The organism is Xanthomonas sp. NCPPB 3200 (genome assembly GCF_056393585.1).
The window spans coordinates 3,616,095-3,632,282 of the sequence record NZ_CM150785.1; the positions used below are offsets into that span (position 1 = coordinate 3,616,095).

A 16,188-nucleotide genomic window follows, 5' to 3' on the forward strand; every position below is an offset into this window, starting at 1 on the left:
TTATTACGGTCATGACGCTAGGCAGCCTGCAGGTAAGTATCGTTGCCCGACAGTGCTCAAGCAAGACCAACTGCCCGCAGAATCTCTTTGCCAGCGAACTTCCTTGCCTTGAACTTCAGCCGTACCGTTCATCGAACACTTGATCGATCCTGCTGACGTCGCGGGTAGAAACGTGACGTCAACTGTTCTGCACCGCACTGTATTTCCCTGCAGACCGATCCCTTCTGCAGTGAATTCAGAGGCCGCCGCCTCTTTGGCGATCAAAAGCTCGTAGCTTGTCTTCCCGACGGAAATTTCACTAAGTGCCGAGGTGACTTGAGCGCGTGCGACGTACCCTTGATATATAGGCAAAGCTATTGCGGCCAGTATCCCGATAATTGCGATGACGACCATCAACTCTACCAGGGTAAAGCCTTTAGAATTTTTCATGATCGCCTCTCCCATGGCCCCGCCGGCTTACCCGCAATTCACAATTAAAAAAAGCCCCGATATACGGGGCTTTTTGTACAAACTCTTCTATATTAGGTGCAACCGGCCGGCTTGTACTTTGCGTCGACGCTAGAACTGCAAGCCCAGACACCTGTGCTAGAGGTACGCGTCAGGGTCACGTTCTTGGTAGCGACCTTTGCAGCATTTCCTTTGAGGGCGCAGACAATGGTGGTAGAGGTGACAGTAACGTTACACCGCGCGGTGGATGCGGCGAGACCGATCTGCGCAGCGGTGCTCATCGTGCTGCCTTCGTTGGTCTTGACTTCGAACTGCGTCTTGCCCGGAGTGATTTCTGCCAGACCAGCAGTGACCTGCGACTTTGCAACATAGTCTTGATACATCGGCAGCGCGATGGCGGCCAGGATAGCGATGATCGCGACCACGATCATCAGTTCGATCAGCGTAAAGCCTTGCTGCTTCTTCATAGGTATCCCCTAGAGTTGGTGAAAGTTGTCCGCCCGCGGGCCACTCCCTTGAGGCGCCGCGTGGCGGGTGCCACGTGCAGGAGATATCAAGCAAAATGCGTGCCAACGTCATGGCCTCGCTGCATTTCAACTCCTGAACATGGATGATGCCCTACTCCTCGCTGTGTAAACACACATCTTTCGCAGATTTGCGACAGAGTTACGGCAAAGCCTCCCCGGGTCAATAAGTGACGTAACAGGTCATCGACTCACCTTATCAACGAGTCAAGCGCCTCTGGAGATGCCAGAAGGTAGAGAACCCGTTACCATCGTTGTGTATTCGCCTGGGGATGGCGGATGGGGGATCAGAAATGTCGGCAGTCCGTAGCACCATCAAGAACAAACCGGCGGCTATCAACGCCGAGCAGCAGATGAGCCCGTTCGTCTGGGAGGGAACAGACAAGCGCGGCGTGAAGATGAAGGGCGAACAGGTCGCCCGCAATGCCAATATGTTGCGTGCGGAACTCCGCCGGCAGGGCATTACGCCCAACGTCGTTAAGGCAAAGCCCAAGCCCCTGTTCGGGGCGGCAGGTAAGAAGATCACGCCGAAGGAAATTGCGTTCTTCAGCCGTCAGATGGCCACCATGATGAAGTCGGGCGTCCCGATTGTCGGGTCGCTGGAGATCATCGGCAATGGTCACAAGAACCCCCGCATGAAGCAGATGGTTGGGCAGATCCGTACGGACATCGAAGGCGGATCTTCGCTACACGAGGCTGTGAGCAAACATCCGGTGCAGTTCGACGAGCTGTATCGAAACCTGATCAAGGCGGGCGAAGGCGCTGGTGTGCTGGAAACCGTCCTGGATACCATCGCGTCGTACAAAGAGAACCTGGAAGCCCTGAAGGGCAAGATCAAGAAGGCGCTGTTCTACCCCGCGATGGTCGTGGCAGTGGCGTTGTTAGTGAGCTCGATACTCTTGATCTGGGTCGTTCCGCAGTTCGAGGACGTGTTCAAGGGGTTTGGTGCGGAACTGCCGGCATTTACACAGTTGATCGTCAATGCGTCCCGATTCATGGTCTCGTATTGGTGGCTACTACTGCTGGTGATCGTCGGCTCGATCGTTGGCTTCATCTTTGCTTACAAGCGCTCGCTTGCGATGCAGCATGGAATGGATCGCTTGGTGCTCAAGGTGCCGATCATCGGCCAGATCATGCACAACAGCTCGATTGCGCGTTTTGCGCGTACCACCGCTGTGACCTTCAAGGCAGGCGTGCCGCTGGTCGAAGCACTGGGTATCGTCGCTGGCGCCACCGGCAACTCGGTGTACGAGAAAGCCGTATTGCGCATGCGCGAGGACGTGTCGGTGGGCTATCCGGTCAATGTGTCGATGAAACAGGTCAACCTGTTTCCGCATATGGTGATCCAGATGACGGCGATCGGCGAGGAGGCGGGCGCGTTGGACGCCATGCTGTTCAAAGTGGCCGAGTACTATGAGCAGGAAGTGAACAATGCGGTGGATGCATTAAGCAGCCTCATAGAACCCTTGATCATGGTGTTCATTGGTACAGTAGTCGGCGGCATGGTCATCGGCATGTACCTGCCCATCTTCAAGCTCGCTTCGGTGGTTGGATAAGACGTAATGGCATTTCTCGACCAGCATCCCGGTCTCGGCTTTCCCGCCGCGGCCGGACTGGGACTGCTGATCGGCAGCTTCCTGAACGTGGTGATCCTGCGCTTGCCCAAGCGCATGGAGTGGCAGTGGCGGCGCGACGCGCGCGAGATCCTGGAGCTACCGGACATCTATGAACCGCCGCCGCCGGGCATCGTGGTGGAGCCGTCGCACGACCCGGTCACCGGCGACAAGCTCAAGTGGTGGGAGAACATTCCGCTCGTCAGCTGGCTGATGCTGCGCGGCAAGTCGCGCTATAGCGGCAAGCCGATCTCCATCCAGTACCCATTAGTCGAGTTGCTGACCTCGATCCTGTGCGTGGCCAGCGTCTGGCGCTTCGGCTTCGGCTGGCAGGGTTTCGGCGCGATCGTATTGAGCTGCTTTCTGGTGGCGATGTCCGGCATCGACCTGCGACATAAGCTGCTGCCGGACCAGCTGACCTTGCCACTGATGTGGCTGGGCCTGGTCGGCTCGATGGACAACCTCTACATGCCGGCCAAGCCCGCCCTGCTGGGCGCGGCGGTCGGCTATGTCTCGCTGTGGACGGTGTGGTGGCTGTTCAAGCAGCTCACCGGCAAGGAAGGCATGGGCCACGGCGACTTCAAGCTGCTGGCCGCGCTCGGTGCCTGGTGCGGGCTGAAAGGCATTCTGCCGATCATCCTGATCTCCTCGCTGGTCGGCGCCATCCTCGGCTCGATCTGGCTGGTGGCCAAGGGCCGCGACCGCGCCACCCCGATCCCGTTCGGCCCCTACCTGGCCATCGCCGGCTGGGTGGTGTTCTTCTGGGGCAACGACCTGGTGGACGGCTACCTGCACTTCGCAGGCCTGCGTTGACCGGGGCACGGCGATGAGCGACTTCATCGTCGGCCTCACGGGTGGCATCGCCTCCGGCAAGAGCGCCCTCGCCGCCGAGTTCGAGAAGCTGGGTGTGCAGGTCATTGATGCCGATGTCGTTGCGCGGCAGGTTGTCGCGCCAGGCCCAATTCTCGATGCCATCGCCGAGCAATTCGGCCGTGAGATCCTGTTGCCGGATGGCACACTGGACCGCCAGGCGCTGCGCCAGATCGTCTTCGGCGATCCCACGCAACGGCGAACGCTCGAAGCGATCACCCATCCTGCAATTCGGGCCGAGCTGCAACGTGCGGCACTGGCCTCCGATAGCCTCTACGCCATCGTCGCGATCCCACTGCTCACCGAAGCCGGCGGGCGGGCGACGTATCCCTGGCTAGACCGCATCCTGGTTGTGGATGTATCGGTTGCGATGCAACATGACCGCTTGGTGCAACGCGACAGCATCAAGGCAGCCCTAGCCCATCAGATGATCACCGCACAGGCATCCCGCGAGCAGCGATTGGGCATTGCGGATGATGTCGTCAGAAATGACCGCAATCCGAAACGACTAAGAGAGAAGGCGCTCAAACTGCATATAGACTATCAGAAGCATGCACAAGCAAAGCAGCATACGACAAAAGCCTCCTAACTGTTATCAGCTGTTACATAGTTGAACGCTGCACATTTGCTAGAGGCTTTTGAACTCATTCCGGAAGTGGCGAGTTGCCTGCGCCTGCGTTATGAAAATGTCTAATCCGTACGACATGTAGTTAGGCCATGATCGGAAAAATAGGCCACGGAGCAGGAAATGTGCAGTTACATGGCAGACAGAACTGGAACGCGGCATGAAAAGAATTACCGGGACGGCGAAACCCTCAACAGTTGAAACAAGCCGATTGCCACCAAAAAATTTACCACCTCATAAATCTTAAAATATAGCAAGGATCTACCATGGCATGGATGCAGGAAAATTTTTGGACCCTCACTACCTTTAGGAAACTAAAAATTTCCTTATCACTTATCACCCTGGCGTTCTTATGCTCAAACTCAAAAGACGCCAACGCACAAGAATGGGCTTGCACAAATGAAATATGCGATAAAGCCACAGCATATGCAACCGCTGCCGACTGGGGAAGATATTATGTCAGGGAATGGAGCAGCTATGCGCCAGGAGCCTATTACATGCTCACTGACGGCTGCGATTTAAATTTCTGCATCGTCAACTCTTCTTTGAATTTAAGTGACAACATTACCCAAGCAACTCGCAACTTTGCTTATTACAAGTCAACGAACTGCGAGGGATTGGCATGCGAGGAAGCCTTAGACGCAGGAAAAAATAATAGTTGCGATAACCAATGCATTCTGACTGGCCCAACATTGACAGGCAATCCAATCCATGTCTTCACTGGCGCGAAAATACAGGCGGTAAAAGACTACGCCTCGACAACAGGTCACCTTGATTTTGCCAGATATTACACAAGCAGCGAATCTGCGTATAGCCCTGGAGGCGAACTAGGGCGACATTGGAGACATGGCTACCAAAGCAGACTGACTACCTATTGGCTTGACGGCCAAAAGGTGATCATACTAAGCCGACCATCAGGAAATCATTATCGCTTCAAAAAACCCGGCACTGAATGGATAACGGATGCCGATGTCCAGGATCGTCTGACTGCCACCTCTGAAAATGGAAAGACCGGCTGGCGCGTCAAGAATTCAAGAAATGAGCAAGAGTACTATGACAACTCTGGGATACTGATACGCATCGAGTATCCCGATGGAGATGTCGTCAGCCTGCATTATGACGGCAACTTGCAACTCGTCGAGGTTCGCGATCGTCAGGGCCGCGCATTGCTTTTTACTTACACTGGCAAGCTATTGAATGGCTTGAGCACTCCAGATGGTACCAAATTGCACTACACCTATGAAGGCACACGCCTCATCAAAACAGAGCACGCTAATGACTCTGCAGCCGCGGGCTCGCTCCAATACAAATATGAAAGTACCAGCGGTTCCGATCTGCTAACCGGCATCATTGACGAATCAGGCCAGCGCTATGCAAGCTGGTCTTATGACGCAAACGGCTTGGCCACTAGCAGTCGCCATGGAGGGGTTGATAGTGACATTGACAAGATCACGATATTGCGTGGCAAGGGACAAGCAAGCGTAACCAATGCATTGGGTCAGACTTCTCATTACGACTACGTTGTTAGCTTGGGTCGTGCCAAATTGAGCGCATCGGACACGAATTGCGACACTTGCCTAAGCGGCGCATATTTTTCTCGGGTCTACGACGCCAATGGCTATCCACAAAGCACCGTGGATTTCGCTGGAAACTCGACTTCAACGCAATATGATACACGCGGATTACTGGTTTCAAGAACAGATGCTAATAATCATGTGGGAAAGCGGACGTTCCAGACCGATTGGCATCCGGATTTCGCTGTCCCGCTGGAGCGCCGAGTTTACGACGCTGCGAACGCATTAGCTGAAAAGTCGAGATGGACTTATAACACTCGCGGCCAGGCGTTGACTGTGTCACAGGTCGACCCATCAACCGATACGGCACGAACTACCACCAATGCCTATTGCGAACAGGCCGATATCGATGCTGGCGCTTGCTCATTACTTGGCACCCGGATCTTTGTTGATGGCGCACGCAGCGACCTGTCCGACCTGCTGCGCTACACCTACTACGCGACCGACGATAGCGCCTGTACCGCAACATCAGCCACCTGCGCGCACCGCAAAGGCGACCTGCAGAAGACCACTAACGCCCTAGGCCAGACCACCGAATACCTCGCCTACGACGGCGCCGGCCGCTCGTTATCCATCAAGGACACCAACGGCATCGTCACCGACTACACCTATCACCCGCGCGGCTGGCTGACGGCCAGCAAGGAGCGCGGAAGCGATGCGTCCAGCGAGGCCGATGACCGCATCACCCGCATCGATTACTGGCCGACCGGCCTGGTCAAGCAGGTCATCCAGCCCGATGGCGCGTTCACCGTCTTTACCTACGATGCGGCGCATCGGCTGACCGATATCACCGATAACGCGGGCAACACCGTCCACTACACGCTGGACAACGCCGGCAATCGCGTCAAGGAAGACACCCAGGACGCGGCCGGTACGTTGAAGCGTACGCTCTCGCGCGTCTACAACCAGCTGGGGCAACTGAAGACGCAGGCCACCGCGGCCAGCGACCCCACCGACTTCGAGTACGACGCCAACGGCAACGCCACCAAGGTGACCGATGCATTGGCAACCGCGACGCAGAGCGAGTACGACCCGCTCAACCGCCTGTCGCGTACGCTGCAGGATGTGGCCGGCATCAAGGCCAACACCACCTTCGACTACGACGCGCTGGACAACCTCACCAAGGTCACCGACCCCAAGGGCCTGGATACCAAATACGAGTACAACGGCTTTGGCGATCTGGTGAAGCTCACCAGCCCGGACACCGGCGTCACCAGCTACACCTACGACAGCGCCGGCAACCGTGCCACCCAGACAGATGCGCGCGGCAACACCACCGGCTACGGCTACGACGCGCTCAATCGCCTGATCAAGGTCACCTACCCAACCACCAGCCTCAACGTGACGTACACCTACGACGTGACGCAGACAGTGTGTGCGAGCGGGGAGACCTTCTCCATCGGCCGCCTGACCAAGATGCAGGACGGCGGCGCCATCACCCAGTACTGCTACAACCGCTTCGGCGATCTGGTGCGCAAAGTGCAGACCAGCAACAGCAAGGCGTTGGTGCTGCGCTACGACTACACCGTCGGCGGCCAGTTGCGCCGCATGATCTATCCGGACGGGGCGGTGGTCGATTATGTGCGCAATTCGCAAGGCCAGACCACCGAGGTCGGCGTAACCCCGGCCGGCGGCAGCCGGCAAGTGCTGCTGGGCAATGCCAGCTACTACCCGTTCGGCCCAGCCGCTGGCTGGACCTACGGCAATGGCCGCACCCTCGCCCGCCAGTACGATCTGGACTACCGCCCGCAAGCGATCCAGGACACCCGCCCAGGCGGGCTGGAAGTCGGCTTCGGCTTCGACCCGGCCGGCAACCTCACCGCATTGACGCCCGCTGGCAATCCCACGCCGGAGATCGGCCTGGGCTACGACACCCTGGGCCGCCTGACCGGCCTCAAGGACGGCCGCACTGGCACCCTGATCGACGGCTATAGCTACGACGCCACCGGCAACCGCCTCAGCGCCAAGGTCGGCACGGCCACGCAGGCCTACACCTACCCCGCCGACAGCCATCGCCTCAGCGCGGTGGCCGGCGTGGCCCGCAGTTACGACGCCACCGGCAACACCACCGCCATTGGCGGCACCGCGCGCCAGTACACCTACGACACCACCGGCCGCATGACCCAGGCCCGCCGCGCCGGCGCAGTGACCATGAATTACCGCTACAACGGCCGTGGCGAGCAGGTGCGCCGCTTCCTCGGCACCACCAGTACCTACACGCTCTACGATGAAGCCGGCCACTGGCTGGGCGACTACGACAGCAACGGCGCGCCCAAACAGCAGGCAATCTGGCTGGACGACCTACCGGTCGGCCTGCTAGCCAATGCCAACACGCTGCACTACATCGAACCCGACCACCTGGGCAGCCCACGCGTGGTGATCGACCCCACCCGCGATGCGGCGGTGTGGACGTGGAGCTTGAAGGGCGAGGCCTTCGGCAACACCGCGCCGAATCAGGATCCTGATGGGGATGGTGCGGCGCTGGTGTTGGATATGCGTTTCCCGGGGCAGCGATATGATACGGCTAGCGGATTAAATCAGAACTACTTCAGAGATTATGAATCTTCTACTGGCCGCTATATCGAATCAGATCCTACTGGCCTTATTGGCGGCATTAGTACGTATTCCTATGTAAGCTCTGACCCCTACAATTTCGTCGACATATACGGACTTGAAATTGTTTTACCGTGGCTGGCACCCACCCTAGCAAGACCAGCGGTGCTACCACGCCCTATCGCTACGCCGCTCGATTCCGCAGCCCCAATTCCCTGGAGTGGACAAGAAGATCCGAATGGCGAGTATTGCCGAAGCCTTGCGAGGAAAATTGAGAATACTAGCCAAGAAATTTATGGAAAGAGGTACCCTGATCTACTTTCAAATCCCGCCGGCCTCCCCTGGCGGATCGGGCCCGGCGAAGCACTAAAAGACACGGTTAGGGGTCATGAAAAACTACTAAATAGAAGGCTTGGCGAACTTCGAAAGTTGGAAAATGAATATTCTCGCAAATGCCAAAGATGGGCATGCCTGTGATCAATAAAAAATGAAGAAAAATAGAAGTGAGGCTGCCCGAGCCATTGGAAAACTAATATCCTCCATTCAAAAAGAATGGGGGGATGAGCTCGGCTGCGGCAATGCCGAGATTACAGAGAATGTAATGGGAGCGGCACACAAACTCTTACAAGCAGAGACATCAGGCAAATTGCTTGAGGAGTTGGCACAATTGAACGTGCGTCAATATCTCGGGGATTTATGGGTTCAATCTCACCCTAGCGTCAAGCCGGCAATCACTGCAATAGAAAATGCCATAAATAAAATCAACTCGTCGCAGAACACCAGAGGTCAAGGTTAATTAGCGATTCTGACTAAAACATTCCTCGCGAAGAAACCGAATCACTCTTAATTCCGGAGTTACGCGTAAATTTCTAGCGATGGCACTCACACTACTGAAATCTTTATTCGGGGGCAGTTGACATCCCAATCAACCAGTAGCAACCTCTGCCTCAAGGAGCGTAGAAACTCCTCTCATAGCGGTACCCACCTCCGTCAAACTGGTGGGTTTTTTGTGCCTGTTCGCAGGCGCAAGCCGACGCGATGCCTGCGTCGGGAGGGCGGCTAATACAACACTCCTTCTGGAGGAATACGCCCGCCGGCTATGAGCGGTTTCTAACCTCCCGACATCCCGTCGCCGGCCGGCGACGGTGCCTATTTTTCGAAGGAGGCGTTGTCATGACAGATGCATCGATATTGGCTGGTGGGCGTCGTCGCTCGGTGGTGCTGGCGGAGGTGAGGCGATGAGCCGGGCGCAGTCTCCAACCGCCAAGCGGTCCAAATCAAATACCAAGCGCACCGCTTCCGCCAAGCGAGCAGCCACGCCGGTAAAGGACACGCAGCCCATGCGGCTGGTGCCGTCACCCACGTTCGATGTGGACAACCCCGACTTCGACCGCCGCCACAGGTCTCGCGTGGATGATCTGCCACCGCGGCCACCGCGCAAGGCACGCACGCCCACACGCTGCACGGTGGGCTATGCGTTCTACGATGCAGAACCGGGCCGGCCCCACAGCCAGCGCATTCCCAGCGTGCGCTTGCGCGGGCTGTGGCTGGAGCAGTTGGGGTTTGCGGTTGGGTGCAAGCTGCAGATCACGGCGCGTGCGGGCGAGTTGGTGGTGACGGTGGTGGAGCGCTGAGCTGGGTTTTGGGTGTGGTTGTTGTTTGGACGCGCTGCAATGGGGAGGACGATACGTGTAAAGCCCTCGCGCCCGGGTGCGCTCCTACGAAAGTGCGTGGTTGGTTAGCGATGGAAGGCTAGTGTTGCGATGACGCCGCGCTCCTGGCCTGGGCGCACGCTGACGCGCCAGCCGTAGAGGTCGCACAGCCGGCTGACGATCGACAGGCCGATGCCGCCGCCTTGCGAGTGGCCGGCGTGGGTGCCGCGGTAGCCGCGCTGGAACAGTTTGGCGGCGTCTTCCTCGCTCAGGCCGGGGCCGGAGTCGATCACTTCCACCGCATCGCCAAGCACGCGCACGCGTACCTGGCCATCCTGGGTGTACTTGACCGCATTGCCGATCAGGTTGCCTAGCGCCACCGACAAGGCAGATTCGGGCGCGTCGATGACCAAGTCGCGCTCGCCTTCCAGCAGCAGCTCCAGCTGCTTGCCGCCGAGTTGGGCGCGGTGCGCGTCGATCAGTTGCTCAGCCACCTTGGCGACGTTGCTGCTGCCCTGCCCGCGTTCGTTGCGCGAGAGCAGCAGCAGCGAGCCGATCAGGTCGCTGCACTGCAGTTCGGCGCGCTGGATGCGTTGCAGGCGTTGCAGCATCTTTTCGTCGAGGTTGGGCTTGGTGAGCAGCAGTTCGGTGGCGCCGCGGATCACCGCCAGCGGGGTGCGCAGTTCGTGGCTGACGTCGGCGTTGAATTCGCGATCGCGCTGCACCACTTCTGTGAGGCGGGCCGAGTAATCGTCCAGCGCTTCGGCCAGCTGGCCTACTTCATCGTCCGGGAAGTGCGCGGCCAGCGGCTTGGGCTCACTGGTGCCGCCGCGATAGGCGCGCAGGCGTGCGGCCAGGTCGGACACCGGGCGCATGACCTTGGATGCGGACCACCAGCCGATCAGCAGCGAGAAGCCGCTGAACACCAGCACCGAAAGCATCAAGGTGCGCTTGAGCTGGATCTCGCCCTTGATGGTCTGAGTCATGTCGTAGGCGAGGAAGAACCACTCGCTCGGCGTCTTGCGTACCGCCAGCTTGTACGAATACGCGTTGCCGTTTTCGTCCACGCCGGAGATGGTGTGGATGCCGTCCGGGAACTGATACCACTCCGGCTGTTCCAGCCGCAGCGCTTCGAACTTGTCGCTTTTGACCACCCGCCCACGCATCTGCTGCACCGGCAGGTCGGGGTTGCGCAGCGGGTCGGAATAGAAGCGCTGCGCAAAGGCGTCGATGTTGCGGTTCATCACGTCTTCCACCAACTGGTTTTCCACGCGCGAGCGCGCCCAGTTGGTGGCGAAGGCGAACAGCGTGGTCAGGCAGAAGCCCAACAGCACGAACGACAGAATGATGCGGCTGCGCAGGCGCCGCCGATAGCGGCCGCGCCTGCGGGCGGGCCGCGCGCCGTTATTGCTTTCAGGCATCGGGCGAGGCGATGCGGTAGCCGATGCCGTGACGGGTCTGGATCATCGGCACATCGAAAGGCTTGTCGACCACCGCACGCAGGCCGTGGATATGCACCCGCAGCGAGTCAGAATCCGGCAGTTCTTCGCCCCAGACGCGGGTTTCCAGCTCCTGACGGGTGACCACGGCCGGCGAGGCTTCCATCAGCGACTGCAGGATCTTCAACGCAGTGGGGTTGAGTTGCAGCAGCTTGCCGCGACGACGCACTTCCAGTGTGTCCAGGTTGTATTCCAGATCGCCGGTTTCCAACACGCGGGTGTGCACGCCCTTGCCACGACGCGACAACGCGTTGAGCCGCACTTCCACTTCCTGCAGTGCAAACGGCTTGATCAGGTAGTCGTCCGCGCCGGAGTCGAAACCGGCCAGCTTGTTGTCCAGCGAATCGCGTGCGGTGAGCATCAGCACCGGTGTCTGCTTGCGCGCTTCGTTGCGCAGCTTGCGACACACCTCGATGCCATCCATGCCGGGCAGGTTGAGGTCGAGCACGATGGCGTCGAACTCATGCACCACGGCCAAGTGCAGGCCGGTCACGCCGTCGGCGGCAAAGTCCACCGTGTGGCCGCGGTCTTCGAGATAGTCGCCCAGATTGGCGGCGATATCGCTGTTGTCTTCGATTACTAGAATTCGCACTGGAACCTCATTGGTTAAGCTGTTTTTTTAGCGCTGGCGCCGAGAAATTTCGTCTTGACTCACAGTCGTCTGACGGCGGCGCTCGGCGGCGGTCATACCCTGTCTGGTACTTATCTGCGAACCAGCTGCACGCGCGCGCCGGCAACTAGCCGACTATCTTCGCCTGCCTTGGTCAAAATCTGGGTGACGGGCTCCTGATCGTTATGCAACGCTGCGCGCTGGTCCGGCTGCAGCACGGTGACATCCGGCTGTGCCTCCAACGTGGCTTCGCTGCAATCAAGTGCTGCTGTCACCTTAGCGCGCTCACCCTGACTGATCTCGGAGTGCTTCGCGCCTTTGTGCATATCGCTCCACACCTGCTTTGCCGGTGGCTTGGACGGGGCGCCGACATCACCCGCCATTGCGCAGGCAGGGCTGATCAGGAAAACGCTCACGCTGAGCAGCATTGCGGTGCTGACTTGCCTTGCCATGCCGACGCCTCCTTGTGTGCCTGAGCGATTTAACATCAGCGAATGTAGACGCGAAGCCTGGGGGCAGCAAGCCGCCACATAAAAAGGCCCAAGTGCGACAACGCACTTGGGCCAAAAGTTCATCCCGATCACCGTCACTGCCGAGAGCGGAGCTACGGTCGGGTGAGGCTAGCGAGGAAAGGATTAGATTTTCGTTAATTTTCCGCTAACAAAGCTGTTGACCCGATCAGCGGATCGACTGCTCCAGGTGCTGGATGATCGCCGCCGCCACGTCCACCTCGCACACCCCTTCCACGCCCTCCAGTCCAGGGGTCGAATTGACCTCGAGCACCAATGGCCCGCGCCTGGAACGGATCAGGTCCACACCGGCCACGGCCAGGCCCAGCGCGCGCGCCGAGCGTACCGCGACCTCCTGCTCCTGCTCGGTGGCCTGGGCCACCGCAGCGCTGCCGCCCAGATGCAGGTTGGAACGGAAGTCGCCCTCGGCCGCCTGCCGGCGCATCGCGGCAACCACCCGGTCGCCGACCACGAAGCAGCGCAGGTCCGCGCCCTCGGCCTCGCCGATGAATTCCTGCACGATGAAGTTGGCATAGAGCCCGCGCAGCGCCTCGACTACGCCGCGCGAGGCGCTGGCTTTCTCGGTGAGGATCACCCCGGCGCCCTGCGCGCCCTCGTTCAACTTCACCACATGCGGCGGCGGGCCCAGCATCGACAGCAGATCCTGGGTGTCGTCCGGGTTGTCGCCGAACACGGTCACTGGCATGTCGATGCCTTGCGCGGCCAGCAACTGATGCGCGCGCAACTTGTCGCGCGAGCGCAGGATGGCGTCGGACGGGTTGGGCGTGTAGGTGCCCATGAATTCGAGCTGGCGCAACACGGCGGTGGCATAGCGCGTGACCGAGGCGCCGATGCGCGGAATCACCGCATCGAAGCCGGTGATCGGCTTGCCCTTGTAGTGCAGGCTGAAACCGTCGGCGGCGATGCGCATGTAGCAGCGCAGCGGGTCGAGGATGCGCACGGTATGACCACGCTTGCGCCCGGCCTCGATGAGCCGCCGGGTCGAATACAGCTTGCTGTTGCGGGAAAGAATGGCGATTTTCATCGCGGCAGGTGTACGGCGCGGCCTGGACATGGTCGGAGTCTGATGACGGAGTGACCCAAGTCCGTAGGTCTGCCGGCCGATTGCACGCGCGGGCAGCGTCCCTGCCCTGCACGTTGCGTTCGACGGGTGTGCGACGGCCCCGAGAATGGGAGGTGGAAGTGACGCAGCAAGGCAGCTGTAAGACTGCACGCGCGGCGTGGCTGCGACGGCCCGGATGCTAGCAGGGCGGCTGCGCAGCGCTCAAGCGCGCTGACGTACCTCGGCATAGGTGATCCACGACGCAGGGTTGCCCCGGCGACAGTCGCGCAGACAACGCAGCAGACATCCGCGACTCGACGTCTCAGCTCCATCCGCGTCAGCGCGCGCTTCCGTCACCTCGGGCGGAATGACCGGCCGCCGCGTGCCGCATCGACCGCCCTCACGCCGCCCCCCTGTCGTCGTGACGCAGTTTGCACAGCGCAACCCGCAATGCTTGAGTTCCCTCAATGCCGGCATGCCGGCGCACCCGAGACTCTCAATGCGACGTCCAGCAAGCGCGGCTTACGCCAACCCCTCCCGCATCCGTCAAGGACGCCCGTTTCCGCGCGGTGCCGTCTTCGATGGCCAGGGCACCAATTTTGCGTTGTTTTCCGCGCATGCCACGCGCGTGGAGCTGTGCCTGTTCGACGAACAGGGCACCGAAGTGCGGGTGGATCTTCCGGAATACACCAACGAGATCTGGCACGGCTACCTGCCCGACGTCAAACCCGGCCAGCGCTACGGTTACCGCGTGCATGGCCCGTATGAGCCCACCGAAGGCCACCGCTTCAACCACAACAAGCTGTTGATGGACCCATATGCACGCGAGATGGATGGCGACCTGATCTGGGCAGACGAACTGTACGGCTATACCGTGGGTCACCCGGATGGCGATCTGAGTTTCGACGAGCGCGACAGCGCACCGTTCATGCCCAAGTGTGTGGTGGTCGAAGACACCTACGACTGGGAAGACGATGCGCGCCTGCTCAAGCCGTGGAACGAGACGGTGATCTACGAAACCCATGTGCGTGGCTACACCATGCGCAACCCGCAGGTACCGGAGGCCGTACGCGGCACCTTCGCCGGCCTGGCGCAGCCGCAGGTGCTGCAATACATCAAGGACCTGGGCATCACCGCAGTGGAGCTGTTGCCGGTACATGCGTATCTGGACGACCAGCATCTGCTGGACAAGGACCTGCGCAATTACTGGGGCTACAACACCATTGGCTTCTTCGCGCTGAAGTCGCGCTACCTGTCCAGCGGACATCGCGATGAGTTCCGCGACATGGTCAAGGCCATGCACAAGCAGGGCCTGGAAGTGATCCTGGACGTGGTCTACAACCACACCGCCGAAGGCAGCGAGCTGGGCCCGACGCTGTCGTTCAAGGGCATCGACAACGCCAGCTATTACCGCCTTGCCGAAGACAAGCGTTACTACATCAACGATACCGGCACCGGCAATACGCTCAATCTGAGCAACTCGCGGGTGATCCAGTTCGTCAACGATTCGCTGCGCTATTGGGCCGGCGAGATGCATGTGGACGGCTTCCGCTTCGACCTGGCCACGATCCTGGGACGCGAGCCGAGTGGCTTCGACCAGCGTGGCGGTTTCCTGGATGCGTGCAACCAGGATCCGTTGCTGTCGGAGGTCAAGTTGATTGCCGAACCCTGGGACTGCGGCCCCGGCGGCTACCAGGTCGGTCACTTCCCGCCGGGCTGGTCGGAATGGAACGACAAGTTCCGCGACAACGCGCGCGAGTTCTGGAAGGGCGAGGATGGCAAGCTCGCCGAGTTCGCCACGCGCTTCACCGGTTCGGCCGATCTGTTCGATCGTCGCGGTCGCCGCCCGTGGGCGTCGGTCAACTTCATCACCGCGCACGATGGATTCACCCTGCGCGACCTGGTGAGCTACAACGAAAAGCACAACATCGCCAATGGCGAGGACAATCGCGACGGTTCGTCCAACGACGGTTCCTGCAACTATGGCGAGGAAGGTGATACCGACAACGCGGACGTGCTGCAGATCCGCGAGCGGCAGATGAAGAACCTGCTCGCCACGCTGCTGCTCTCGCAAGGGACGCCGATGATGCTTGCCGGTGACGAGCGTGCGCAGTCGCAGGGCGGCAACAACAACACCTATTGCCAGGACAACGAGATCATCTGGCTGGACTGGGAAAACGACCCGACCGATGGCCGCCTGACCGACTTCGTCAAGGCACTGACACAGTTGCGCAAGCGCTATCCGATCCTGTCGCGCGGCCGCTTCCTCAACGGCCAGTACAACGAGGAGGCAGGCCTGCGCGATCTCACCTGGCTCAATCCGGGTGGCACCGAAATGGACGACGCGCACTGGACCGATGCCGGCGCGCGCTCGGTGGGACTGCTGCTGGAAGGCAAGGCACAGACCTCCGGTGTCAAGGAGCTGGCCAACGACGCCACGTTGTTGATCGTCATCAATGCCTACCACGAAGGCGTGACCTTCACCCTGCCCTCGGCCGACGAACCGGTGCACTGGAAGCTGGCGCTCTCGACCGACGAAGCGCTGGAAGTGGACATGATGCCGGCCGGCGCCAGCGAATTCCTGGCCCCGCCGCGCAGCGTGTCGGTGTTTGAGTGCAAGAACGATCAGTAACACTGATGCGGTAACAC

General features: G+C 59.8%; 12 protein-coding genes and 1 pseudogene. 7 read left to right on the plus strand and 6 right to left on the minus strand.

The window, feature by feature from the left end:
• Positions 1-9 precede the first annotated feature (9 nt).
• Positions 10-429, minus strand: a complete 420-nt coding sequence (locus AC06DU_RS15650) for a pilin (protein WP_478202790.1) — start codon at positions 427-429, stop codon at positions 10-12.
• A 92-nt stretch (positions 430-521) separates the two neighbouring features.
• Entirely contained in the window at positions 522-914 is a 393-nt protein-coding gene (locus AC06DU_RS15655; RefSeq protein ID WP_478202791.1) for a pilin, read from the minus strand.
• Between the two features lie 350 nt (positions 915-1,264).
• Between AC06DU_RS15655 and AC06DU_RS15660 the strand changes: the two genes are divergently transcribed.
• The 6 genes from AC06DU_RS15660 (at position 1,265) to AC06DU_RS15685 (ending at position 9,840) form a co-directional block, all read left to right on the plus strand.
• Entirely contained in the window at positions 1,265-2,527 is a 1,263-nt protein-coding gene (locus AC06DU_RS15660; RefSeq protein ID WP_184354580.1) for a type II secretion system F family protein, read from the plus strand.
• A gap of 6 nt (positions 2,528-2,533) precedes the next feature.
• Positions 2,534-3,397 (plus strand): prepilin peptidase, encoded by an 864-nt coding sequence (locus AC06DU_RS15665; RefSeq protein ID WP_104559904.1) that lies wholly within the window; start codon positions 2,534-2,536, stop codon positions 3,395-3,397.
• A gap of 13 nt (positions 3,398-3,410) precedes the next feature.
• Entirely contained in the window at positions 3,411-4,043 is a 633-nt protein-coding gene (coaE, locus tag AC06DU_RS15670; RefSeq protein WP_478202792.1) for a dephospho-CoA kinase, read from the plus strand.
• 302 nt (positions 4,044-4,345) lie between these two features.
• Positions 4,346-8,683, plus strand: coding sequence for an RHS repeat-associated core domain-containing protein (locus AC06DU_RS15675; RefSeq protein ID WP_478202793.1), 4,338 nt, complete (start codon positions 4,346-4,348; stop codon positions 8,681-8,683).
• A 10-nt stretch (positions 8,684-8,693) separates the two neighbouring features.
• The gene (locus AC06DU_RS15680; RefSeq protein ID WP_259162381.1) at positions 8,694-9,002 is read left to right on the plus strand and encodes a hypothetical protein; all 309 of its coding nucleotides are present in this window, start codon (positions 8,694-8,696) and stop codon (positions 9,000-9,002) included.
• A gap of 442 nt (positions 9,003-9,444) precedes the next feature.
• The gene (locus AC06DU_RS15685; RefSeq protein WP_478202794.1) at positions 9,445-9,840 is read left to right on the plus strand and encodes a SymE family type I addiction module toxin; all 396 of its coding nucleotides are present in this window, start codon (positions 9,445-9,447) and stop codon (positions 9,838-9,840) included.
• A gap of 104 nt (positions 9,841-9,944) precedes the next feature.
• Here the strand turns inward: AC06DU_RS15685 and AC06DU_RS15690 are convergent, their stop codons facing one another.
• The 4 genes and pseudogenes from AC06DU_RS15690 to rimK all read right to left on the minus strand — a co-directional run bounded on the left by AC06DU_RS15690 (position 9,945) and on the right by rimK (position 13,521).
• Positions 9,945-11,279, minus strand: coding sequence for a sensor histidine kinase (locus AC06DU_RS15690; RefSeq protein ID WP_166767258.1), 1,335 nt, complete (start codon positions 11,277-11,279; stop codon positions 9,945-9,947).
• Positions 11,272-11,949 (minus strand): response regulator transcription factor, encoded by a 678-nt coding sequence (locus AC06DU_RS15695; protein WP_006448355.1) that lies wholly within the window; start codon positions 11,947-11,949, stop codon positions 11,272-11,274. The genes AC06DU_RS15690 and AC06DU_RS15695 overlap by 8 nt, the downstream gene beginning before the upstream one ends.
• Before the next feature lie 27 nt (positions 11,950-11,976).
• A pseudogene (locus AC06DU_RS15700) lies at positions 11,977-12,455 on the minus strand (hypothetical protein).
• Between the two features lie 190 nt (positions 12,456-12,645).
• On the minus strand, positions 12,646-13,521 hold the full coding sequence (gene rimK / locus AC06DU_RS15705; RefSeq protein ID WP_016904091.1) for a 30S ribosomal protein S6--L-glutamate ligase: 876 nt from the start codon (positions 13,519-13,521) through the stop codon (positions 12,646-12,648).
• Between the two features lie 517 nt (positions 13,522-14,038).
• Between rimK and glgX the strand changes: the two genes are divergently transcribed.
• Complete coding sequence (gene glgX / locus AC06DU_RS15710) at positions 14,039-16,171, plus strand: glycogen debranching protein GlgX (RefSeq protein ID WP_478202795.1); 2,133 nt, start codon at positions 14,039-14,041, stop codon at positions 16,169-16,171.
• The last annotated feature ends 17 nt before the right edge of the window (positions 16,172-16,188 follow it).